A 23,051-nucleotide genomic window follows, 5' to 3' on the forward strand; every position below is an offset into this window, starting at 1 on the left:
ATGGGTAAAAAGCTGAACAAAGCATTACAACAAATTTTGTCCCCCGAGAACCGGCTTGATATCAGGAATATCAAGTACCTGCCCCGGTGGGCAATACTGGGCATAGATATCTCTATAATAATTATTGCCGATCTTCTTACCATCATTGCCTTAAGGGATCTCACTGTCAATTTCTATGAATACCTGAGTGTTCCCCAGCGTATGTTGCTGGTCATTACGGTCAATACCCTGTTCTTTTTTATTTTCAGGACTTATGCAGGTTTGATAAGACATTCCTCTTATGTTGACGCTCTTAAGATCATGCTGGCCTGTTTCAGTACTTTTCTCACCCTGCTGTTCATAAATTACGCAACCTTTCTTTTGATTGGGGAAAAGATTTACCTGGTAGCTGGTCTTATCTTTTACTTCCTGATCTCTTTTTCTTTACTTTTCCTGTTCCGTTTAACAGTTAAACAGGTATATGAATACTTTAAAAGGACCCAAAGGAATCAAAACCTGCAAAAGGCGGTGATCTTTGGGGCCGATGAAAATGCCATTTCTATTGCAGGTGCTCTTGAGATTGAACATCCCAAAAGGTTCGATATCAGAGGTTTTATAACCAATGACAGCACCAGAAGGAATATCAGGATCATGAATAAACCTGTGATCTACAACGGACTCAAAATAAGTCAGGAAGCAAAGGCTCTGGGAGCTACAGCTCTTATTCTTTCAGAGAATACCCTCACTGCCGAAGAAAAATTTGCGGTGGTGGAAGATTGCCTCGAAAACGACATCCAGGTTTTTAATGCACCTATCGTTTCTTCATATGAAGATGAAAAAACCGTTTCCCATAAGGTGAAATCCCTGCAGATCGAAGATCTTCTTGACCGGGAACCTATCTTGCTCAACAAGGAGAATAAAAGGGAGCAGTTAACAGGGAAAACTATCCTGGTAACCGGCGGTGCAGGATCCATAGGAAGCGAAATAGTAAGACAGGTAGCAGAATATCAGCCTAAAAGTCTGCTTATTCTGGATCAGGCTGAAACCCCCTTACATAACCTGCAACTCGAGATGCGTGCGAAATTCCCTGACCTTAATTTTAAATGTATCATCTGTGACGTGGGTAATCGGGCACGATTAGAGTTACTGCTTAAAAGAAGAGCTATAGATGTGATCTACCATGCCGCTGCATATAAACATGTGCCTCTTATGGAGGAGAACCCACACGAAGCTGTTTTTGTGAACATACAGGGTACCAAGAACCTCGCAGACCTTGCTGTAGAATATAAGGTAGGGCATTTTGTGATGGTATCTACAGATAAAGCGGTGAACCCTACAAATGTAATGGGAGCTTCCAAAAGGGCTGCCGAAATGTACGTGCAATCCCTCTATCACAACTCCGGTGAACTCGAAGAAGGGAACAAGACCAGATTCATCACCACCCGTTTCGGAAATGTACTGGGATCTAACGGTTCTGTAGTTCCATTGTTCAGAAAACAGATTGAAAAAGGAGGTCCGGTGACCATCACCCATCCCGATATCATAAGATACTTTATGACCATTCCTGAAGCATGCCAGCTTGTGTTGGAAGCCGGAGCAATGGGGAAAGGAGGGGAGATCTTTATTTTTGATATGGGAGAGCCTGTAAAGATCATGGATCTCGCGATCAAAATGATCAAACTGGCAGGATATATCCCCGACAAACAAATAGGAATAAAGATCACCGGCTTAAGGCCCGGCGAAAAACTTTTTGAGGAATTGTTGAGCGATAAGAGTAAAACCCTGCCTACCCATCATAAGAAGATCATGATAGTTCAGGATCAACCGGGAAATTATGAGGAGATCAATACCTCTATTGAAACTATAATAAAATCGGCCACAAAACTTAAAAGTGACAAAGTTGTGGCAAAGCTTAAGCTGCTGGTTCCCGAATTTAAAAGTAATAACTCCTCCTTTTCTCTATTGGATAAGGAACCTGAACCCGAAAATCAACAGAAAAAGATCAGTTAAATTTTTTAGAAGGAAAAATAGTATTTCTTTCTGCCTCCTAAAATATCTTATGAAAAGAATCCTATTTATTTTTATATCCCTCATAACCCTGGCAAGTTGTTCCACCAGAAAAGAGATCGTTTATTTTCAGGATATTGAAAAGTTGCAAAACATGCAGCAACCTGAAAATTTTGAACCCAGGATCGAAGAGAATGACGTATTAAGCATCAACGTATCCTCCCTGAATGAAGACCTTGTGGAACCTTTCAGAATGGATCTTGGAAGTCAGCAGAATAGCGGAGGAGGTGGAAGTAACAGCGCTGCCCTTAACGGTTACCTTGTAGATGCAGAAGGGAATATCAAATTTCCGGTACTTGGAGTTGTAAATGTATTGGGAAAAACACGGGGAGAAGTAGAAGAGATGTTGACGACTGAAATAAAAGAGTATGTAACTGATGCGGTGGTAAGGGTTCGGATCGTGAATTTCAAGGTCACCGTATTGGGGGAGACCGGGAGTAGTGTTATTGAAGTTCCAGATGAAAGGATCTCTATCCCTCAATTAATTGCAATGTCAGGGGATATAAACTACGACGGGAAAAGAAATAATATTCTCGTCATTCGGAATAACGATGGAAAAATGGAGTATGGCCGGGTGGATCTTACTAATGCGAAGGTTTTTCAAAACCCGTATTTCTACCTCAAACAAAATGATATAGTTTACGTTGAACCTACCTACAGAAAGGTTAAATCTGCCGGGTTCATTACCAGCTGGCAAGGATTGGTTTCTATTTTGACCACCGCCTTTAGTTTATTTATACTGTTTAGCCGATAAGATTTATGGAAGAACTGGAAGAGTTTTCTGAAAAAGAAGAATCAAATTTTGACCTGAAGGCAGAGATCTATAAATATCTCACGCATTGGAAATGGATCGTTCTGGGATGTCTTGTGGGGCTAATCTTAGCCTGGTTGTATAATCGTTACACCATTCCGAATTATCCTACAGAAGCCTCCATGATGATCCTATCTGATGCTGAAAACGGAGTGGTAGGGGCCCTTCCTTCAGGAGGAGCTTCCCTCCTCGCCATAGGAAATAATTCCCTTGATAACCAGATCGAGACCTTACGGTCCAAACGGCTGGTGGAAAATGTTGTGGATACATTGGATCTTAATATCTCCTATTTTGTTGAAGGGAATGTGATCGCAGTAGAAGCTTATAAAAATACGCCTATCACTATTAAATTTCTTTCCTCTCCCGAAGAGGTCCATAGTAATTATTTAAACCTGAACGTAATTCCCGAATCACCTTCTACTTACCGACTAATGGATGAAAGCAGAGGATATTCCAGGGTGCATAATTTTGGGGATCCTGTGAATTTAGGAGGATTGGATTTTATCATTTCCCTGACCGGGGATAGTTCCAGATCTACGAATACTGTAAATGTTAGGGTTGTTCCCCTGAGAGAGGCAGCCAATGACTATATAGCCAGAATGGCGATCACTCCCAAAGGTAAAGCCCAGGATATACTTTCCCTCTCAATTACCGGAGAAGTGCCCGAAAAATCCCAGGACTTTCTGAATACTCTTATGTTCCATTTTAATGCGGATGGTGTTGCCGATAAACGGCAGGTAGCTGAAAATACGGCAGATTTCATCCAGGAAAGACTGATCCTGATCTCAGAAGAACTCGATTCTGTGGAGGGAGGAATAGCCGATTTTAAACGGGAAAACCGGATCATGGATGTTGGGAGTAGCGCAGGACAATATATGTCTAAATCTTCTATGGCTGAGCAACAGATCTTTGAATTGGAAACCCAGTTAATGATCCTTGAATCTGTAGAAGATGCTCTGACCTCCTCTGAACCTTACAATTTGCTACCCGCCAATATGGGAATAGAAGAAGGAAGTATTTCAGGTCTTATTAGCAGTTACAACACCCTGGTTCTGGAACGAAACGCATACTTGAAAACAGGGACCACAAAGAACCCGGTAGTTGAAACCCTTACAGATCAATTGGATTCCCTCAGGGAAAATTTGCTGGATAATATAAGCAGCACCAGGCGGTCAATAAACATTCAGCTAAGGGAACTAAATCAACTGGACCGGCAGGCTGAAGGTCAGTTCAGTACCTTTCCGGGCTTGGAAAAAGGGATAAGGAGTATCGAACGGCAGCAGCAGATAAAAGAACAGTTATACCTGTTCTTGCTTCAAAGAAGGGAAGAATCGGCTATTTCCTTTGCGGCAACCTCCCCGGTAGCCAAAGTAATTGATCCTGCATTTACCTATAATCAGCCGGTGGATCCTAAACCCTGGGTTGTTCTTGCAGGTGGAGGCGTGATTGGCCTTTTAATCCCGCTTTTGGTAATTTTTAGCATTAACTTTTTGGATACCAAGGTACATCACAAGGGGGATCTGCAAACCCTTACCAAAAATATACCGTTCCTTGGGGAAATACCCAGAGTGGCAGGAGAGGATTCAGAAGTGATACAGGTGAATGATCGTTCGCCGTTAGCCGAATCATTCCGAATTTTGAGAACCAACCTTGCCTATCTCGTCCAGTCCCGTAACCGGGAAAAAGCTGAAGTTATTTTTGTCACCTCCACCATTAAAGGGGAGGGTAAAACCTTCATATCCTTTAACCTCGCCCGCACCCTGGCCAGTACAGGAAAAAGGGTTCTTTTGATAGGCGCTGACGTAAGAAACCCAAAACTCCATAAATTCTCAGATCAACCCCTGGAAACCAAAGGACTTTCAGATTATCTGTATGATCATGAAATACAGTCAGAGAATATTATTAATCCTTCCCTCCAGGATAATATCCCGGTAGATATGATCTTTTCAGGAGCGATTCCTCCCAATCCTGCAGAACTGCTCATGAATGACCGTATGAAGGTTTTACTGAAGGATCTGGAAAAGAATTATGAGTTCATTATAGTTGATACTGCTCCAACTATGATCGTAACAGATACCTTATTGATCAGTCCGTTGGCAGATACTACTATCTACGTGACAAGGGCAGGATATACTGAAAAGAAACTTCTGGATTTCCCAAAAGACCTCAAGCAACAGGGAAAATTAAAAGGTCTTGCGATCGTACTGAATGATGTGGATTATTCCAAGTTTTCCTATGGTGCAAAATATGGATATTCCTATGGTTATGGCTATGGGTATGGTGTAGACGAAGAAAAAGGTTTAACAGCTTTTTTCAGGAAAAGGTTCAGGAAAAAGCAGGTGTAAATAGTTCTTTGGTTCTCTCAATAACCGGAATCACCTGTTCTATCCTCTTTTTTGGTAGCCGGGCATTTGCAAGTTTTTCCAGATGTCTTTCCTGATGGGTGTCGGTGCCAATAAGGTCGATCATCCCTTTGTCGAGAAGAGCGAAAGCGGCTTTCTGTATATTGGAACCGTAATGCCCTATTAAGCTTAAGATATTCAGTTGAAAAAGGCACCCCCTGCGTTTCAGATCCTCATATCTTTCCAGATTTTTTGAGTGTAAGTACGCGTATCTTTCAGGATGCGCCAAAACCGGCTTATATTGTTTTGTTTGTAAGGTAAAAAGGATCTCATTCAAATTTATTGGGGCCTGGAAATAGGACATCTCTACCAGTACGTAGTTTTGATGTAAACATAAAAGAGGTTCCTGTTCCAATAGTTCCATAAAGGAATGATCCATCATGTACTCAGCGGCTGCTTTTACCTGTACATCTGAGATACCTGATCCTTCCAGTGCTATTCTTAACTTATCAAGTGCTGCATTTATAGTAAAAGGGGTATTGGGATAATAATCATTCATAATATGAGGGGTGGCGACAAAGTTACTTACCCCCATTTCCTTAAATTTATGGATCAAATTCAGGGAATCTTCAACTTCGGCTGCACCGTCATCGATTCCCGGTAAAATATGGTTGTGTATATCGATAAACCCTTCCAGCTGATCTTTTAAATAAAACTTCTTCTTGAAAATTGAAAGCATATACTCTTTTTAGGAATTATAAAATTACAGTTTTTATTCCTACTGCGTTTGGATTACAAATAACTATGTTATTTTTACTTCATGAATTTTAAAGTAAATCGATGATCAAACGATTACCCCTCCTGCTTTTCTTCTTTTTCCCCAAACTTCAGGCTCAATATTTTGACTATTCTGCTTCTGCTGTGCTGCAGGGGATCTATTCTTCTGAAGAATATTCCCCCTTCTGGATGCACACCAATCAGCGGGGACGAATTGATGAACTAACCACCATGGCCGGTTGGGTAAACCTTTCCGGGGCCTATATTATCACGGAAGATGCTTCTATAAAAATGGGAATTGGAGCACTTTACCGGGACGGATTCTCTGACGAGATCCAACTCGATGAATACTACCTGAGTTTTGAGAATCGATGGCTTCATGTATTTGCCGGAAGAAAACAAAGACCTGAACTTTATAAAGGTCTAAGTGCCACTAATGAAAATATTCTCTGGTCTTTGAACGCCCGCCCTTTGTCCGGAGTCGGGATCAATATCCCCGAGCCGGTCTTTTTCTGGCCCGAAGCCGGCCTCGGATTTAAAGCCACCTGGGAAGAATTTGTGACAGATGAAGAAAGATATGTTGAAAATACCCGGATACATCATAAGAGTTTTCACCTTGTGTTCAATAAGATCAGGAATATTCAGCTAACCTTTGGGGTGCAGCATTTCGTGCAATGGGGAGGAACCTCTCCTGAATATGGAGACTTGCCATCCGGCTTTGATGATTACCTCAGAGTAGTCACCGGAAGCGGAATAGGAGGGGAGGCCGACGGTTCTATCGGGGAACAGGAGATCAACGGACTGGGGAACCACCTGGGAAGTTATGAGATCTATTTGAATACCTCTGTTTCAGGATATGATGTTGAATTGATCTATAATACTTTATTTGAAGATAAGTCGGGAATGATGCTCAGAAATACCCCTGATGGCCGCTATGGAATCTACGTTGAAGATCAACGTCAGGGAGGATGGCTGGATGCGGTTATGTATGAATATTATTATACCCGTAATCAAAGTAAGAATACACCCACTTCAGACGGAAAGGATAATTACTTCAACAATAATCTTTACAGGTCCGGTTGGACCTATGAAAACAGGATCTTAGGATTGCCGTTCATCCTTCTCGATGAGGATAGATTTCGCGTTAGCCATAATAATATCGTAGCCCATCACCTGGGATTGACCGGTACGGCCTTTCAAAACTATCCCTATAAACTGCTTACAAGTTACCGGCTAAATTACGGAGCCAAAGCAGGGACCAGTACTCCTTCAGAAAAGATCTGGTCTTCCTACCTTGATGTGCAGGTCTGGCAACAGCTGGTAGATATCAATATACAGGTGGGAGCAGATGTTAGTTCAGAAACAGCATCTAATCTGGGAGCAGGAATACGATTATCCAAAAATTTCTTCTGATCTATTCGTCTTTAAAAAGAATGGTGTAGCTTAAATAAATACCCGCCACAGCGGCTAGCAGAAAGAACAGGATTGCTAACCCGGGATACCCAAAAATGCTGAAAGTGGACGGGACGCTCATCAGCATGGAGGCGCCAATGATCATGGAGGCAATTATCAATCCCAGTGTTATTCGGTTAGCTACTTTCTGAAAACCATCGGTCAGTCGTTTTTCATCAATGGCATCCACATGGAAGGTCAGGTCATTGTTGGCTAGTCTTTCAGTGATCTTATTGATCCTTTCCGGAAGGTGTTCGGCAAGTTTTTTAGATTCCAGCAGGATACTGAACAATTCTTCTGGAGCAAGCTCCTTCCTCATCTTGCTCTGCATCAGTTTTGTCATATGCACCCTTACGGCCTCTCTCAGGTCATATTCGGGTGCCAAAAAAGCAATTATCTGGTCCATGTTCAGAAGGATCTTTCCGAGGATATTGACATCTACAGGAAGATGAATGCCGTTAATTGCTGCACTTCTGTTCATCTGGATGAGCAGTTTACCGGTTTGCATATCCTGGGCCGTACTGTTACGGCTGTCTTCCACCATAATCGAAATATGCCTTCGGAATTCCTTTATATTGGCTTTTTCGGTATGCTCACTCATATCCAGTAAAATATTGGCTATTTCTTCTCCATCATTCTTACTGAGGTTCAGTAAAAGTCGCAGCAGGTATTCCTGCATTTGCTTTGAGAATTTGGCAACCATCCCAAGGTCCATAAGAGCTATCTGGTCATTTTCCAAAAGATGGATGTTGCCCGGATGAGGATCTGCATGGACAAAACCATCTGAAACGATCTGTTTGAGATACGCCTCAATGAGTTCGTCTACCAGGGGAGTATAATCTTCCTCGGTCTTTCGTAAAGGGGATACACTGGTGATCTTTTTACCTTTTACATACTCCATGGTAAGAACGCGGGAGGTAGTATAATCAGGAATGGGTTGCGGAACAATAAGCTTGCGGTAGGTTTTGAGATTTGTGCCGAGGGTGACAAGATTGTTCGCTTCCCGCAAATAATCCAACTCCTGTAGCATGATCCTTCTCAGTTCTCCCAGAACATCATCAAAAGCATACTGTTTCCCTACTTCGGTATGTTTTACCGCAAGAGCGGCCATTTCTTCAAGCGTATTAAGGTCATCGAGAAATTTTTTCCGAATTCCCGGCCGCTGTACCTTCACCGCCACTTTTTTACCCGACCTAAGTTCTGCCAAATGTACCTGCCCTATGGAAGCACTTGCAAGGGGTTCCTCTTCAAAGGTATTGAAGGCTTTGGAAATTTTTGTCCCAATCTCGGTCTCCACGATCTCCTGAACTTCATTATAGGGAATAATTGGCAGGTCATCCTGCAGGCTGGCCAGGGCCTCCAGATATCTGTCGGGTAGGAGATCAGGGCGTGTTGAAAGTAATTGGCCCAGTTTGATATAGGTGGGCCCCATTTGTTTGAGGTCTTCCACCAGTTCCTCGGGCGATTGTTCATAATCTGAAAAACTGCGGGCAGTTTCTTCCTCCATCGCATTAGAAGCAGTCTGGTTCAACAGGTCACTGTTCCAGTACTTCAACATGAAACTTAAAAATTTCTGATAGCGTTGCAGATTTTCGGGAAGTATAGACATAGAGGAATAGCTGTTTTGTGATGTAATTCCTACCGAAGATAATTAATTCGCGCTTATCCTTTAAGACAATGCCGGTAGAATAAAGAATAATTTAGGGATTTCTGTTAAAGGAGGCATAAGAATTAGCGGGAGATTTTTTGGCTTCCCAGGAGTTTGTTGACGTCATTACCGAAAGAGAATGCAGGGATCTTTAAAAAGCATGCAGGTCAATGTCATTTCCTGAGAAGAAATTTCTTCCTACCGAAGATTATCTCCCTTCAGTTGGATATCCTGTGTTGATTAAATGCCTGTAGGGATAGAAGAGATCCCTGATTTGCAGAAATTAATACTAAACCGTCAGATCAGACCCGTTTTTAAAGAAGACTGTGAAGGTGGCACCTTCTCCCTCTTTGCTCTCAAGTTTTATCCTACCCTCATTATCCTCGATCATTTTTTTCACCACATAGAGACCCATTCCGGTTCCCTGGATATTCTCAGATAATCTTGAAGATTTATTAAATACCCGTCTTTGATCTTTAAAGGGTATACCCAATCCATTATCCTGCACACACAGGATCAAAAAACCTTTCACTGTCTCTGTGGTTATTCTGATCTCCGAATTCTTTTTAGGGTCACTGAATTTAACGGCATTATTAATAAGGTTGTAAAATATACTTCTCAGGCTATTTCTGGGAAAGATAATTTCTTCAACCTTCAAATCTGTAGTAACTTTAATCTTTTTCTCTTTGATCTCCCCTTTAAGGGCAGTAAGTATATCTCCGCAAATCTCTTCAATGTTCAGCGCACCATTGTCTGATGATCTGCCCTTCTTTGCCCCCTTAGTAGAAGCAAAATCTTCAACCAGGGAATCCAGACTTTTTGAAGATTCTTTAAGGGTATTGATCCATTTCTCGAACTGTAGGGAATCATTTTTTTTATGGGCAATCAATAACCCGTCAGCGATTAGAGTGATGGTCGAAATGGGTTGCCTTATGTCGTGTGCTAACGCGTACTTGAAGGTTTCGTATTGAGAATTTAATTTCTCCAGTTCTTTTATGGCCTTCAATCTCCTTGTGATGTCTACAAAAGTGATGATCACTCCATTGATGACATCCTTCTCGTGCTCAATGTAAGGCACAATATTCATCTGAAACCAACGCCCGTCGGTGGTTTGCACTTCTTTTTCGAGGATCCTGTTCGGATTGCCTATTACGTCATGAATATCTTCAACAACGCGGGGATAACGTAAATTGTCTTTGATGTCTGAGATGTTCTTGCCCACATGATCATAAGTCAGGGAGAACTGCTTCATAGCCGGTGGGGTGAAGATTCTCAGAATGAGATCTGCGTCAACGAATAGCTGCGGAATAATAGTATTGGAAAAGTAATTGGCCAGGTCAAAATTGAGTTTCCGCAATTGCCGGGCATCATTTTTCGGGGTCTCAGTCATGGACACAAAACTAAGACATTAATTTTTAACAACATGTAACAAAATAAAAACTTAAAATAACTTTAGAATGACTTATGTAATTTTAAGAAAACTAAATAAGGGGAGAAGGGAAAAGGGGGAAAACACGTAGGGGATATCATTGAACTTTAAGGTTTTACCTGATTAATTTTTAATGCCCAGGATTAATGTCGCGGCAAAAGTTTTGGCAGCTCTGTTAACCATTAGTGGCTCTGAGACAACCATTATTAAAAAGAATATTCCGGCTTTAGGGTGATCGGGATTCAATAGATTAAACAGATCAAAACTGAAGAAATAGTATTTCTAACTTTCCTCTTCTAACTTCAGGATTACCTCCCTTCGGTCGGTGATCCTGAGGGGGTGGGAACTAAAACAAAGCCAGCAGGCTGTCGCCTGCACGGTTTTTTTGTTGGCCCTGCTGCTTGTGAGCAAGCTCACGCCTATTCGTACTGTTAACATCAGAATTCTAGTTTCAGGATTACCTCCCTACGGTCGGTGATCCTGAGTGGGTGGGAACTAAAACAAAGCCAGCAGGCTATCGCCTGCACGGCCTTTTTTGTTGGCCCTGCAGCTAGTGAGCAAGCTCACGAATTCTAATTTCAGGATTACCTCCCTACGGTCGGTGATCCTGAGGGGGAGAAACTAAAACAAAGCCAGCAGACTATCGCCTGCACGGTCTTTTTTGTTGGCCCTTCGGCTTGTGAGCCAGCTCACGAATTCTAATTTCAGGATTACCTCCCTGCGGTCGGTGATCCTGAGGGGGTGGGAACTAAAACAAAGCCAGCAGGCTATCGCCTGCACGGTCTTTTTTGTTGACCCTTCGGCTTGTGAGCCAGCTCACGCCTTGGTCCAACAAAAAAGCCCTGCACTTTCGTGCAAGGCTTTGTTTTGTCGGGGTGGCAGGGTTATTTACCTCTCCCGTAACACCAGTAAATTCAGTACTTCTTCCTTATTTCCATCTTCTAGGTAACCGATTAGGTGACTTTTAGAATGTTATTTTTTATTTAAAAATAGTTCATTTTTATTTAAGAACAACTAATTTCTACCGGATTGGGATTGGCGATTTCATATCTGTTGCTAAACAATTAGATCGTCCAGTCGATGAAAATTTGAATAACTTCAGGTACTCCAGCTTATTTTCAGTACTCATACAATACGGTTTGATCTATATTTTGAAAATTTAATAGTATTCTATTATCATCTTCAATTTGTAAATTGGTTAGATCAAAATAAAAAGTCCTCTCCTTGAGCTTTTCACATTCATCATTATCTGTGAAAAGGAATCGCAAGTTTCTTTGTGCTGGATCAGATTCGAGAACATCTCCGCTGTCAACCAGGGTTGCAGAAACTTCGCCACAGCCTCCTCCATAAATGACTGTAATTTTTAGGCAGTTTTGGGATTCTAGGTCAACGTCCTTAAAAGTGAATTCGTCTGATTCGGAATTCAAATATTTATCATTATTAACAATTGAAGGTTTGCATTCAATAGGATCGTCGGCTTCACTGCAACTTGAAACTATAATAAGTAATAGTATTAGAAAATTTTTCATATTTAATTTATTTGAATATGGTGAACCTCTTTTTCATTTACCCCCATTTGGATTTCTAAAATGTACCTTCCTTCAACTAAATTCGATACATCTAAAGTTATTTTATTTTCCAATTTTCCCCGGAAAATTAAGTTTCCCTGAAAATCGTAAAATTTATAATCATGTTCAAATGATTTCGCAATTTCCTTTTGAGAAGAAGCTGAGACAGTTTTGATATTCATTCTTTCAATCGTAAGGGTTTCAGAAGTAGGATTGGGAGAATAAGAATAATAATAGTCTCCTTGATAACATGGATTATCATGTAATTCATAATATGTTTGCGAGGTTCCACAAGGAGTAATCGCTTTTACACCAATACTGTAATCCCTCACTGTACAATCATTTTTTGGAATGGACATAGTTACATAATCCCCATTAATTGGGTAATTTAGATGTGTATAAAGAACCCCATCTAAATACCACTCATATCCTGTGGCATTCTCCACAGGTTCCACCCTGGCTTTTATTCTACCTAAATAAGGATCAACTAAAACGCTTAGGAAACTCGAGGGTTTTGGTGCTCCAACAACTACATCCTTCTGAAAAGTTTGACTAGAGAGTACTGCTTTTATATAGCCATAACCACTGACAGATGAATTTGCCGGTCTAACAGTAACACTTGTACTGCTGGAAGATAAGATTTGCAAATTAGAGGAAACCTGCCAAGAATTCGCACTTCCGACACCTTGTAAGGAGTAGGAAGATCCATTTGTTGAATAGCAAATGGTTTCCGTACCCATAATTGGTGACTGCAAGGCATTGTTAGGTAAATCATTTCCTAAATCATTAATAATTTCCTGGACTGAGACCCCTCGGTTAGGGCAGGCACCACAATGATGTAAGGCTATGACAAGATTATCTTCATACCCGATAACAGGTGAACCCGAGGATCCAGGTTGTGTGTCTGCATAGTAGCCAATGTCACTTCCCGTCCCGTTACATCTCGGTTCATTTAAAGAAAAAACTCTTGCTAAACCACCTGTTTCATGTGAATCTGTTGAGTTAAGAGCAATTCTTTTTCCCCAGGCTTGGGGATGCTGAGGGATATATATTCTCTCTCCTTGTACAGGACCTGTCTCACGAAGTTGAAGAAAACCATAAGTTGAAGTAACGTTCGTAGGCAACTGCAAGAGCGAATAGTCTAAATTTGAACTAGACTTAATAAAAGCGGTTGAAGTTGCCACAATTGTTCCTGCACATTCCAACCAATCACGGCAATCTGTTGAACAACTACTCCCTTCAGCCATAAACTCTACAGTCACATTATTGGCTTGGCTAGCGCTACTAATACAGTGTTCATTAGTCATCAAATGACCGTCATCTCCTATAAGCCAACCTGTACATGCACTTGTTCCATTAATTAAGAGTCGTGCAACAGCTTTCGATTTTTCATACACGAATGGTTCTGAAGTTTCATAACAAGCGGCTTCTTGCGAATCATCAGGGCCGCAAAGTGCCTCCTGTTCTGTAATGGTCATCATGTTTATTTCATCGTTTTGAACAAATCCTTTTGCAATTTTGTCGATTTTGTAACCGTATCCACCAACTTTATTTTTGCTAAATATTTCGATAATGGCTTCACTGCCATAAATATGAATACTCCAGAACTGTTTCCGATCTTCTTCACCATAATGATATTTCCAAGCCCTTGTATTTTCCGGATCTCGGATTACTATGTAATCATCCGGTGATAGACTGAATTTCTTAAAATGTACTGCAATGTAACTAGCATTCTTTTCAGAAATCCTATCTGACCATACAACCTCGTAATTTCCTGATATGCTCCCGTTATATGGGTGAGGGCTTTCTATCACGCGTTTTGACTCTTCACCCACCTTAAGGGGTTTTCCGTTTTGTCCCGCACTGTAAAAGAAACAAAAAAAAATTGAAATAATTAGAAATGATCTCATATTAAATGTATTAACGTTAATAAGCAGATAATAAAATTTGAGAATCCTTCAATAAATAGGTTATCAACAGAAATCGTATTTCATACCATTTTTTGGATAAAAACTGGTGAAAAGACAGTTAAGAATTTTCAAAAAAGGATCTTTTTTATATTTCAGAATTAATATAGAGGGTTTTTATATGAATGACCGCCAAGTTTTCCGTACAATTTTTACGGTTTTATTTAATGATTTTTAAAATAAATTTTCTATGGTATGTGAGTCGAAAAGGAAAAGAAAGGGAAAGGGAAAGGGAAAGGGAAGATAGCAAGAGGATGACACGCTGCGCGATGTCAAGTGTTCTTCCCCCCACTATTTACAGAGGTTGCCAGTTATGTCTGTTTTATACAATTAGTAAATTCACCTCAAAAGCCTTTAAGATTGAGACAGACATTAGTAATTAACAGGATTTTCTTGAATGAAAAGGCATTTTGCCAACAAATCTCCAGGCCTCACAACATAGTATTAGTTCGGTAGATTTGGGGCTTGCAGCACTTCGCTGCGCTTCGTTCGCTAATTATTTACTTTCAATTCAATAATCTACTCTCCAAATACGATTTTTCACGTACCTACCTTACCTAATGCTTCGCTACTGGTTTGAGAACACCATGGTCCCGTTTTTTAATCTCTACCTGGTTACCTTTTTCAGGTAAAAACAGGTAAGTCATTTATTTTTTCTTTTACCCGCTTAGAACCTTTAAATAAGTGGCTTTCCCTTAAATAGGTAAGTAGGTAATTAATTTTTACTCTTTTTTATATTACCTCCTTAGGCGGAAGTTTTAGTTAAACCGGATTCAGGAAATCAGTAGCTAAGCAATTTTTATTTTTTCTTTAGCCAGGCTGACTCCTACTGCAGTTTTGATTGTAAAAGATCCATATCCTCTCCTATTTTCTGATCAATTACACGTGCATAAATTTGAGTGGTGGACAGTTTGGAATGACCCAGGAGCTTAGAAACAGTTTCTATAGGCACCCCATTGGAAAGGGTTATAGTTGTAGCAAAGGTGTGCCTGGCAACATGGAAACTAAGTTTTTTCTGTATTTTACATTGATCGGCAATTTCCTTTAAATAGCTGTTGGTTTTCTGATTGCTATAAACCGGGAGAAGGAATTCAGAAACTGGATCTTGGTATTTTTGCAGAATCTCCCTGGCTTTATCCAGAAGGGGGATCTTCATCGGAGTCTGACTCTTTTCTCTCCTGCAGTAAATCCAGTCCTTACCATTTACTCCCTGGATCAAATTATCAATAGTTAGATTTTTCACATCGATGTAAGACAAACCAGTATAGCAGGCGAAAAGAAAAATATCTTTTGTGGTCTCAAGAGTATGGCGTGTGAATCGTGTCTCCTCAATAAATTTTAGTTCTCTTTGATTCAGATAAGCACGATCGAATTTTTCGAATTTCATTTTGTAATCCCGGAAAGGATCCTTTTCAAGCCACCCTAGTTTTATAGAAAGATTGGTGAGCTTTTTAAACCGTTCCAGGTGCTTCATAATTCCATTATTGCTGAGCTGTTTTTTACCGTTTTTATCCTTTTGTCTTCGAAGGAACTTATCAAAGCCTGTGACAAATTGATAGGAGATATTTTTCAGATAGATATCAGTTGTCTTATGCTCCTTCAACAGACATTCACTTAAATATTTCTCGGTGGCTCCGTAATTTTTTAAAGTCCCCGGTTTAAGAATATCGCCCATGGTTGTTTTATGATGCTCAATAACATCCTTAAGAGACTTGTAAGTAGCGTCAGAACCAAGAAACCTGGATTTAATGGCCTGTGCTGTAATGACTTTATCTTCTTTTAGCAGATCTTCATAACACTGGAGTAGTTTGGAATACTTAGCATCTAAATAGTTGTTTAAGACTGTAGCTTCAGAACTTCTTCCTTTTACCCGGTGAGCTCGTTCATCCCAAGCTTCAATATTGCATTCCCTGGCCAAACTAATCTCAGCTCTTTTACCATTTACGGTTACCCGAGCATAGATAGGTAACCGATTATTTTTACTCTTGGCCTTATTCAGCCAAAAAAGAATACGAAAAGTGGGTTTTGATTTCATGACTTGCATTTTAGGTAACCGATTTTACATTTTGAAAAAATCAAATCGCTCTAAAGCCCCTAAACTACAGGAAGGTAAGAAAAAATAAGTAACCGATTAGGTAACCGAATAGGCCACATTTTGGCCAATATCAAACAAAAAAAAATGATCTTCAGTTTTATTAAAGTACTGGAAATCATTTAATTAGGTGTTATTTGATGTTGTTTGACACAACAAAAGTCGGGGTGGCAGGATTCGAACCTGCGGCCTCCTGCTCCCAAAGCAGGCGCGATAACCGGGCTACGCTACACCCCGCAACTACAGCTTACGCTGTAAAAAACAATAATCAAATCCCAGATTCCAAAAGAACCACTTCTACAAGTAGACCGGGAACCGGGCGGAGTTTATCCTGAGCAAATCTCCAAAAGAGATTTGACGAAGGGCTACACCCCGCGACTACAGCTTACGCTGTAAAAGACAATAATCAAATCCCAAATTCCAACTTAAAACAAGAATAATCTTGAATTTTAAATCCAGAATCCTGAATCTATTAGCGGAGAGTGTGAGATTCGAACTCACGCGACAATTGCTCGTCGACAGTTTAGCAAACTGCTCCATTAACCACTCTGGCAACTCTCCTCGTAAAAATATGAACTTGCAAATATTTTGCGGTTGCAAATGTATGTTTTCACTATCATTTGTGCAAACCTTTTCATGCTTTTTTATAGTGTTATTTGACAAGCTATTTGACTTCAGTTCATTAGACTTTTAATTTTATTTATCTGCCGTCTTCACCATATACCTTAGTCCCGGCATGCGGTCTTCGTAATATGCAATTTGTTTCTTCCAGTTCATTTTTAACTTTGCGCTAAAGCCATTCCAGCGAGATTTTTCTTAACTTGAAAACAAAGCTTTTACTTGGAGAAGGAACCCATATATCAGTCAGATTTTAATACTCTCAGGTGTTGTGTAATTATCCCTACCTATAACAATTCTACCACATTGAGCAGGGTTCTTTATGACGTCCTTCAATACACAACTAATGTGCTGGTTGTCAATGATGGTTCTACAGATGATACTTCATCTATTCTCAAGAGTTTTTCTGAACTGCACGTTGTTACTATTGCGGTAAATAAGGGTAAAGGAAATGCCCTTAAAACAGGGTTTAAGTCGGCAGAAGAATTTGGATATGAATATGCGGTGTCTATGGATTCAGACGGGCAACATTATCCCGATGATCTGCCTGTTTTTCTCGAAGCCCTGAAGAACAGGGAACCTAATGATCCGCCTCTCCTCGTGGTAGGATCCCGTGAGATGGATGGACCTGATATTCCTGAAAAAAGCAGTATTGGAAACAGGTTTTCCAGTTTCTGGTTTTGGGTAGAGACAGGGGTGAAGCTACAGGATACCCAATGCGGTTACCGGCTGTATCCTTTGAAGGTTGTCAATAAAATGAAATTGTATACCTCCCGTTTTGAACTAGAGATAGAGGTGCTGGTAAAAGCTGTTTGGAAAGGGGTGAAGGTTATTAACCTCCCGGTAAAAGTTCTGTATGACCCCAAGGAGCGGGTGACCCACTTTAGACCGTTTCAGGATGTGGCCCGTATTACGGTATTGAACATCTGGTTCCTGGGAGTGGCCTTTTTCTATATTTGGCCCCGAAATATTCTACGGAAGATGAAAAGGTCAAAAACAGAAGCGGTATCAAAAGAGACATTTTCAGATAATAATCTCCCCGTAGAGTAATTAATCCTCCAATTTTTCACAGAAGATCACCACTTTTTCACCCGACTCAATGGTGGTAAAAAAGAGGTAATTATCCCCCCCATCTTTTATTTTTAAATTCTTCCGCAGGGAAGAGACTGTTTCGGGAAAATTTCGGGTAGTGATGTGCGCTTTTTCTATAGCAAGTTCCTTTTTAAGTTGTTTCTTTTTATAAGGCAGCACTTTATTGACCTTAAAAGTTCTTCCGGGGAAATCGACCAGCTCTTCGGAAGTGTAAAGATGGCTGTTCATATGCAGTTTTCCTAGTCCCAGTTTGGTTCCTACTGCCTCAAAAAGGCCACTTTTCATTATGGCTGCGTTGGGTTCATATAAATAGGCCAGGGGTGCAGAGTATTCTGAAGTAGATCTGTTCTTATAGTTACCCTCAAAATACTGATCTTCTTTTCTTCGGAAGTTAATGGTTTTGATCAGAACATCATCAACAGCTTCTTTTTTAAGCACCCATAACAATTCCTTCACGTCATTTTCAACAGCGATCACATGAATTTCCTTTATCGTTTTCAGTGCTTTTATTCCCGCCTGAAGGTCAAGCAGGGGAGAGGTCTTTACCAGGATATTTTCGGCTTTCTCCCAAAGTAGTTCCAGATTTTCGGGCACATCGGGTAAACAGTCTGAGAGGTGGAAAACACGACCACCGCTGTCATCCCGCCTCGAAGGATCAATGAAGACCCAGTCAAATGTTTCCGAAGTAGATCTCAGATATTCGAGTCCGTCGCCGGTAAAGGTTTCTATATTCTTTGCTCCCAGCACCTCAAAATTATGTGCTGCCAGTGCCGAAAGTTCTTCGTTGAGTTCGGTATGGATCAACTTCCTGACTTTTCCGGAGAAAAAAAAGGAATCAATTCCAAAGCCACCGGTGAGATCTAACAGTAAATTTCCCGAAACCAGTGACGCTTTATATTCCGCAGTGATCTCAGAAGAGGTTTGCTCGAGATTAATCCTGGGTGGGTAAACGATGCCTTTTGTATTAAACCAGGTGGGAAGTTTCTTTTCAGCTTTCTTTTTTCCGATTATCTGTACGGCAAGTTCCTGCGGACTCACATTTAGGAAAGGGCTCCCTTTTAAAAGGATTTCAGAAATGTCTTCCTTATAATTACGTTCAATAAATTCCTGAATCTCCGTATTTAAAAGGAAAGGGTTCAATTAGAGGTCTCTCGTTAGACGTTTGACAATCTTATATTCGCTGAGGGATTCCTTGGCGATAACTTTAATAGCGGTATAAAGTGGTACGGCTACTACCATTCCCATAATTCCCGAAGTCAATCCTGCAATGAGGATGATTAGGAAGATCTCGAGGGGGTGGGAACGAACACTGGCCCCAAATATCAAAGGTTGATTAATGAAGTTATCTATTAATTGGCAAATTAAATACCCGGACATCACATAAATAAGTTGCGGCAGGATGATGGTTTGAAAGTCTGCCCCAAGATTACTTGAAATTACGAACAGGGAAACCAGAACACCCGCTATAATGGGGCCCAGGTAAGGGATGATATTTAGAAAAGCGCAAATAAACGCAATAGCTATAGGATTATCTATTTCGAAAATCGATAAAAGAATACTGTACAGGATGAAGAGAACTGTGATTTGCATGGTTAGCCCCACAAAATAACGCGAAAGGAGAACCTTGATCTTATTAAAAACCCGCTGGTATTTGGCTTCGTGTCCCTGGTTTGCAAAAACAAGGATACTGTTAAGCATAAGTTTGCTATCCTTCAGGAAGAAAAAAGAAATAAATATTATAGAGAATACCGCTATGAAAGCGGCCCCAAGTACTCCAAAAAAGTTATTGAGATATTGGGGAATGGTCGAAATATCAAAGTTGCGGGCAAACTGGGTTTGTTTGAATCCTTCAATGATGTCAATTTCCTCAACCCCCAAATAATTGTTTATCTGGATATTCAATTCATTAAGGTCACGGGTGAAGGCATCCATATCTATCTGTCCCAGGTTTTTGCTTTGCTCCACCACAATAGGTATAAAAATGGTGATCAAACCTATGAAAAGGCCCAGTACAAGTAAAATTACCATGACCACAGAGATCTTGTTAGGGATCCTGAGCCTGGTTCGGAAAAAGATCACGACCGGCCTTCCGATAAGGGAGATCACTCCCGCTATCGCGATATAGATAAGTACCGATTGTATTTTGTACAGGAAGTAAAGAAGAAAGGCTGCACCCAATAAAATGGCCACTGCTCTCAGAATTCCGTAGGATAATTCTTTTTCGTTCACGGAGTAAAGATATTATTTCTCATCAAATTGCTGCAGGCTTTTTGTTATTTCAAAAAAAGCAATTCCGGCAGCCTGTGCTACGTTCATGCTGCTGTTCTTTCCAAACATAGTGATATGCAGCTTATAACCAACCATTTTTAATACCTCTTCATCTATCCCCATATTCTCATTACCTAATACCAGTGCCACCTTCTTAAATTTATTGTAAGAAATGGAATCTATGGCCAAACTTCCTTCAGTGATCTCAAGTGCAAGGATTTCATATCCTTCCGCAGCAAGAGATATACAGGTTTCAGTAGTGCTTTCTGTTTCTTCGCACATAACGGTCCCGGTAGTTGACCGGGCAGTTCTTCTTAAACGGTTACTTTTAAGATCCGGTGCAGTTCCGCAGAAAATGATCTTTTCAATATTGAACGCGTCTGCAAGACGAAACAAGCTTCCAATATTAGCCGGGCCCGTAATGTTATCAAGCACCAATACTATAGGAAACTTCTTTTCCTCAAAAACGGTATTTTCGTGGGTGAGCTGGCTCAATTCTCAAAAACGTATTTAATAATGTTGGCTCCCATTTGTAACGCTTTGAGTCTTACCTCTTCTGGATCGTTATGAACCTGTTCATTTTCCCAACCATCTCCAAGATCACTTTCATAGGTGAACAGGCAAATGAGACGGTCATTCTCGAACAGACCAAAAGCCTGCGGCGGTTTCGCATCATGTTCATGTATCTTTGGAAGGCCATTGGGAAATGGGTATGCAGTTGAAAAAATGGGATGAGTTGAGGGCAATTCAAGGAGTTCTTTATCTGGAAAGACCTTTTTTAGCTCCCTGCGGATGAATTCATTCATACCGTAATTATCATCTATATGAAGAAATCCACCGCTTAAAAGGTAAGTTCTCAAGTTTTCTGCAGCTTCTGAACTGAAAAATACATTGCCATGGCCCGTCATATGTACAAAGGCATATTGGAAGATGTCAGGGCTGCTGGCTTCTACCGTTCCCGGCTGACTGTTGATGGAGGTCTGGATATTCTCATTGCAGAACTCGATTAGGTTTGGTAAGGAAGTTGGGTTACCATACCAATCCCCGCCGCCATCATACTTGAGGACCGCGATCTCCTGGGCCTGAAGCAGAAAACCTCCTGTGAATAAAAATATGACCAACCCAATATTCTTCATGTTGGTAAAAATAAGAAAAGCCGAAGAGGAAATCTTATTCCTCTTCATTTATTAATGCCGCAGTGTGGCAAGCCACAATTGCCGCTGTTTCGGTCCTTAACCTGCTGCTTCCCAGACTCACTGCTTCCCAGCCGTGGGTTTGGGCCTTTTTTACTTCTTCGGAAGAAAAATCCCCTTCAGGACCTATCAAAACGATTACAGAAGTTTTTGCCTGAAGTCTTTTTGACAACAGGTTCTTTTCTGAATCCTCCTCGCAATGAGCAATGAATTTTTGACCCTCGAAATCCTGCTTCACAAAATCTTCAAAACTCACCGGCTCATGTAAGACAGGGAACCTTGTATGTAATGACTGTTTCAATGCACTTTGCAAAACCCGTTCATACCGGTTCAGTTTTACCACCTTCCGTTCACTGTGGTCACAAATGACCGGGGTTATTTCATGAACGCCGATCTCTGTCGCTTTTTCAAGGAACCATTCATAACGATCATTCATTTTAGTAGGTGCTACCGCCATGTGGAGGTGATAGGGGGAAGGAGGGTCCATTTGGGAATGCAACACCCTTGCGATACAATTTCCGGGATTAGCCGTAATGAGTTGCGTGGTGAAGATCCAGCCCTTCCCATTGGTAAGGTGTAGTTCATCACCTTCTTTTTTCCGAAGGACTTTTACGATATGCTTACTTTCTTCGCGGGGAAAAATTACTTCCTTGTCACCGTCTGTGACTTCGGGATGATAGAATAGCTGCATAAATTACATTTTTATCCTTGCTTTCGCAGTAACGCCCAGGTCAGCATAATCTCCGGATATATATTTAAAATGTCCCGCGATTGCGATCATTGCCGCATTATCTGTAGTGTATTCAAACTTTGGAATAAAAGTTTTCCATCTGTATTTATTCTCTGCTTCTTTAAGGGTCTTCCTTATCCCGCTGTTGGCCGATACGCCACCCGCGATCGCGATCTGGTTGATGCCGGTTTGTTTTGCAGCTTTCTTCAACTTATCCATCAGGATCCCTATGATGGTATGTTGTATCGAAGCACAGATATCATTAAGGTTCTTTTCAATAAACTGCGGATCTTCCTTTAATTGCTTCTGAATAAAATACAGGATAGAGGTTTTGAGTCCGCTAAAACTGAAGTTCAGGTCCCCAACTTTAGGTTTTGGGAACGGAAATGCTTTGGGATTCCCAAGCTGCGCATGTTTATCTACCAATGGCCCTCCGGGGTAGGGAAGTCCAAGGATCTTGGCACTTTTGTCAAAAGCCTCCCCAACAGCATCATCCAGGGTTTGCCCTATTACTTCCATTGCAAAGTAATCAGAAACCTTCACGATCTGGGTGTGACCGCCACTTATGGTCATTGCCAAAAATGGGAATTGTGGCTTGTCATATCCTTCCTCTTCGATGAAATGAGCCAGGATATGTGCCTGCATATGGTTCACATCCAGTAACGGAATACCTAACCCCAGGGCTAAAGACTTGGCAAAAGAGGTGCCTACCAGCAGGGATCCCATTAAACCGGGGCCACGGGTAAAAGCAACGGCAGAAAGATCATTTTTGGAAATACCGGCCTGATCCAGAGCCTCATGGATCACCGGTACGATGTTCTGCTGGTGTGCCCTGGAGGCCAATTCCGGCACAACTCCGCCATATTTTTTATGGATATCCTGGGTGGCCACCACATTAGACAGGATCTTACCGTTGTGCAGAACGGCTGCGGCCGTGTCATCACAGGAAGATTCGATGCCGAGAATAAATATATTTTGTGTTGCCATCTCTATGATTTAGGCCTGAAAATTGTTAATA

The 23,051-nt window shown here is 41.0% G+C and carries 17 protein-coding genes and 2 tRNA genes; 5 read left to right on the forward strand and 14 right to left on the reverse strand.

Annotated elements, in window-relative coordinates; genetic code table 11:
* Genes ACFSTG_RS11660 through ACFSTG_RS11670 form a run of 3 tightly spaced genes read left to right on the forward strand, consistent with a single transcriptional unit; the run spans position 1 to position 5,202 of the window.
* Positions 1–1,989 carry a nucleoside-diphosphate sugar epimerase/dehydratase gene (locus tag ACFSTG_RS11660; protein ID WP_380752885.1) on the forward strand — a complete coding sequence of 663 codons (1,989 nt, stop codon included), beginning with the start codon at positions 1–3 and terminating at the stop codon, positions 1,987–1,989.
* Positions 1,990–2,038: 49 nt separating this feature from the next.
* Positions 2,039–2,800, forward strand: a complete 762-nt coding sequence (locus ACFSTG_RS11665) for a polysaccharide biosynthesis/export family protein (protein WP_380752888.1) — start codon at positions 2,039–2,041, stop codon at positions 2,798–2,800.
* 5 nt (positions 2,801–2,805) lie between these two features.
* The gene (locus tag ACFSTG_RS11670) at positions 2,806–5,202 is read left to right on the forward strand and encodes a GumC family protein (protein WP_380752891.1); all 2,397 of its coding nucleotides are present in this window, start codon (positions 2,806–2,808) and stop codon (positions 5,200–5,202) included.
* Here the strand turns inward: ACFSTG_RS11670 and ACFSTG_RS11675 are convergent.
* The gene (locus ACFSTG_RS11675) at positions 5,183–5,938 is read right to left on the reverse strand and encodes a tyrosine-protein phosphatase (RefSeq protein ID WP_380752894.1); all 756 of its coding nucleotides are present in this window, start codon (positions 5,936–5,938) and stop codon (positions 5,183–5,185) included. The genes ACFSTG_RS11670 and ACFSTG_RS11675 overlap by 20 nt on opposite strands.
* Positions 5,939–6,039: 101 nt before the next feature.
* Here ACFSTG_RS11675 and ACFSTG_RS11680 point away from each other — a divergent pair, with 101 nt between their 5' ends.
* Entirely contained in the window at positions 6,040–7,389 is a 1,350-nt protein-coding gene (locus tag ACFSTG_RS11680) for a capsule assembly Wzi family protein (RefSeq protein ID WP_380752897.1), read from the forward strand.
* A gap of 1 nt (position 7,390) precedes the next feature.
* Here ACFSTG_RS11680 and ACFSTG_RS11685 read toward each other — a convergent pair whose 3' ends face one another.
* The 7 genes from ACFSTG_RS11685 to ACFSTG_RS11715 all read right to left on the reverse strand — a co-directional run bounded on the left by ACFSTG_RS11685 (position 7,391) and on the right by ACFSTG_RS11715 (position 16,693).
* Complete coding sequence (locus tag ACFSTG_RS11685) at positions 7,391–9,037, reverse strand: ABC1 kinase family protein (protein WP_380752900.1); 1,647 nt, start codon at positions 9,035–9,037, stop codon at positions 7,391–7,393.
* 328 nt (positions 9,038–9,365) lie between these two features.
* On the reverse strand, positions 9,366–10,466 hold the full coding sequence (locus tag ACFSTG_RS11690; RefSeq protein ID WP_380752903.1) for a sensor histidine kinase: 1,101 nt from the start codon (positions 10,464–10,466) through the stop codon (positions 9,366–9,368).
* A gap of 1,157 nt (positions 10,467–11,623) precedes the next feature.
* Positions 11,624–12,034, reverse strand: coding sequence for a hypothetical protein (locus ACFSTG_RS11695; protein ID WP_380752906.1), 411 nt, complete (start codon positions 12,032–12,034; stop codon positions 11,624–11,626).
* A gap of 2 nt (positions 12,035–12,036) precedes the next feature.
* Complete coding sequence (locus tag ACFSTG_RS11700) at positions 12,037–13,983, reverse strand: trypsin-like peptidase domain-containing protein (RefSeq protein ID WP_380752909.1); 1,947 nt, start codon at positions 13,981–13,983, stop codon at positions 12,037–12,039.
* Positions 13,984–14,866: 883 nt separating this feature from the next.
* Positions 14,867–16,075, reverse strand: coding sequence for a site-specific integrase (locus ACFSTG_RS11705; RefSeq protein ID WP_380752912.1), 1,209 nt, complete (start codon positions 16,073–16,075; stop codon positions 14,867–14,869).
* A gap of 219 nt (positions 16,076–16,294) precedes the next feature.
* A tRNA-Pro gene (locus ACFSTG_RS11710) sits at positions 16,295–16,369 on the reverse strand.
* Between the two features lie 239 nt (positions 16,370–16,608).
* Positions 16,609–16,693, reverse strand: a tRNA-Ser gene (locus ACFSTG_RS11715).
* 279 nt (positions 16,694–16,972) lie between these two features.
* Between ACFSTG_RS11715 and ACFSTG_RS11720 the strand changes: the two genes are divergently transcribed.
* Positions 16,973–17,800, forward strand: a complete 828-nt coding sequence (locus tag ACFSTG_RS11720) for a glycosyltransferase family 2 protein (protein WP_380752913.1) — start codon at positions 16,973–16,975, stop codon at positions 17,798–17,800.
* Here the strand turns inward: ACFSTG_RS11720 and ACFSTG_RS11725 are convergent, their stop codons facing one another.
* From ACFSTG_RS11725 to tsaD, 6 genes are read right to left on the reverse strand one after another with little or no spacing between them, the layout of a single operon-like run.
* Positions 17,801–18,982 (reverse strand): class I SAM-dependent methyltransferase, encoded by a 1,182-nt coding sequence (locus ACFSTG_RS11725; protein ID WP_380752915.1) that lies wholly within the window; start codon positions 18,980–18,982, stop codon positions 17,801–17,803.
* Positions 18,983–20,071: an AI-2E family transporter gene (locus ACFSTG_RS11730; RefSeq protein ID WP_380752918.1), complete on the reverse strand. Its 1,089-nt coding sequence runs from the start codon at positions 20,069–20,071 to the stop codon at positions 18,983–18,985. It lies immediately after the preceding gene.
* Between the two features lie 12 nt (positions 20,072–20,083).
* Positions 20,084–20,605, reverse strand: coding sequence for a TrmH family RNA methyltransferase (locus ACFSTG_RS11735; protein ID WP_380752920.1), 522 nt, complete (start codon positions 20,603–20,605; stop codon positions 20,084–20,086).
* The gene (locus ACFSTG_RS11740) at positions 20,602–21,246 is read right to left on the reverse strand and encodes a DUF4159 domain-containing protein (protein WP_380753760.1); all 645 of its coding nucleotides are present in this window, start codon (positions 21,244–21,246) and stop codon (positions 20,602–20,604) included. Before ACFSTG_RS11740 ends, ACFSTG_RS11735 begins: the two co-directional genes overlap by 4 nt.
* 34 nt (positions 21,247–21,280) lie before the next feature.
* Positions 21,281–21,994: a 16S rRNA (uracil(1498)-N(3))-methyltransferase gene (locus ACFSTG_RS11745; protein WP_380752922.1), complete on the reverse strand. Its 714-nt coding sequence runs from the start codon at positions 21,992–21,994 to the stop codon at positions 21,281–21,283.
* A 3-nt stretch (positions 21,995–21,997) separates the two neighbouring features.
* Positions 21,998–23,020 carry a tRNA (adenosine(37)-N6)-threonylcarbamoyltransferase complex transferase subunit TsaD gene (gene tsaD / locus ACFSTG_RS11750; protein WP_380752925.1) on the reverse strand — a complete coding sequence of 341 codons (1,023 nt, stop codon included), beginning with the start codon at positions 23,018–23,020 and terminating at the stop codon, positions 21,998–22,000.
* Positions 23,021–23,051 lie beyond the last annotated feature (31 nt).

This window comes from Salinimicrobium flavum (assembly GCF_042684505.1).
In the GTDB taxonomy this organism is placed as follows: domain Bacteria; phylum Bacteroidota; class Bacteroidia; order Flavobacteriales; family Flavobacteriaceae; genus Salinimicrobium; species Salinimicrobium flavum.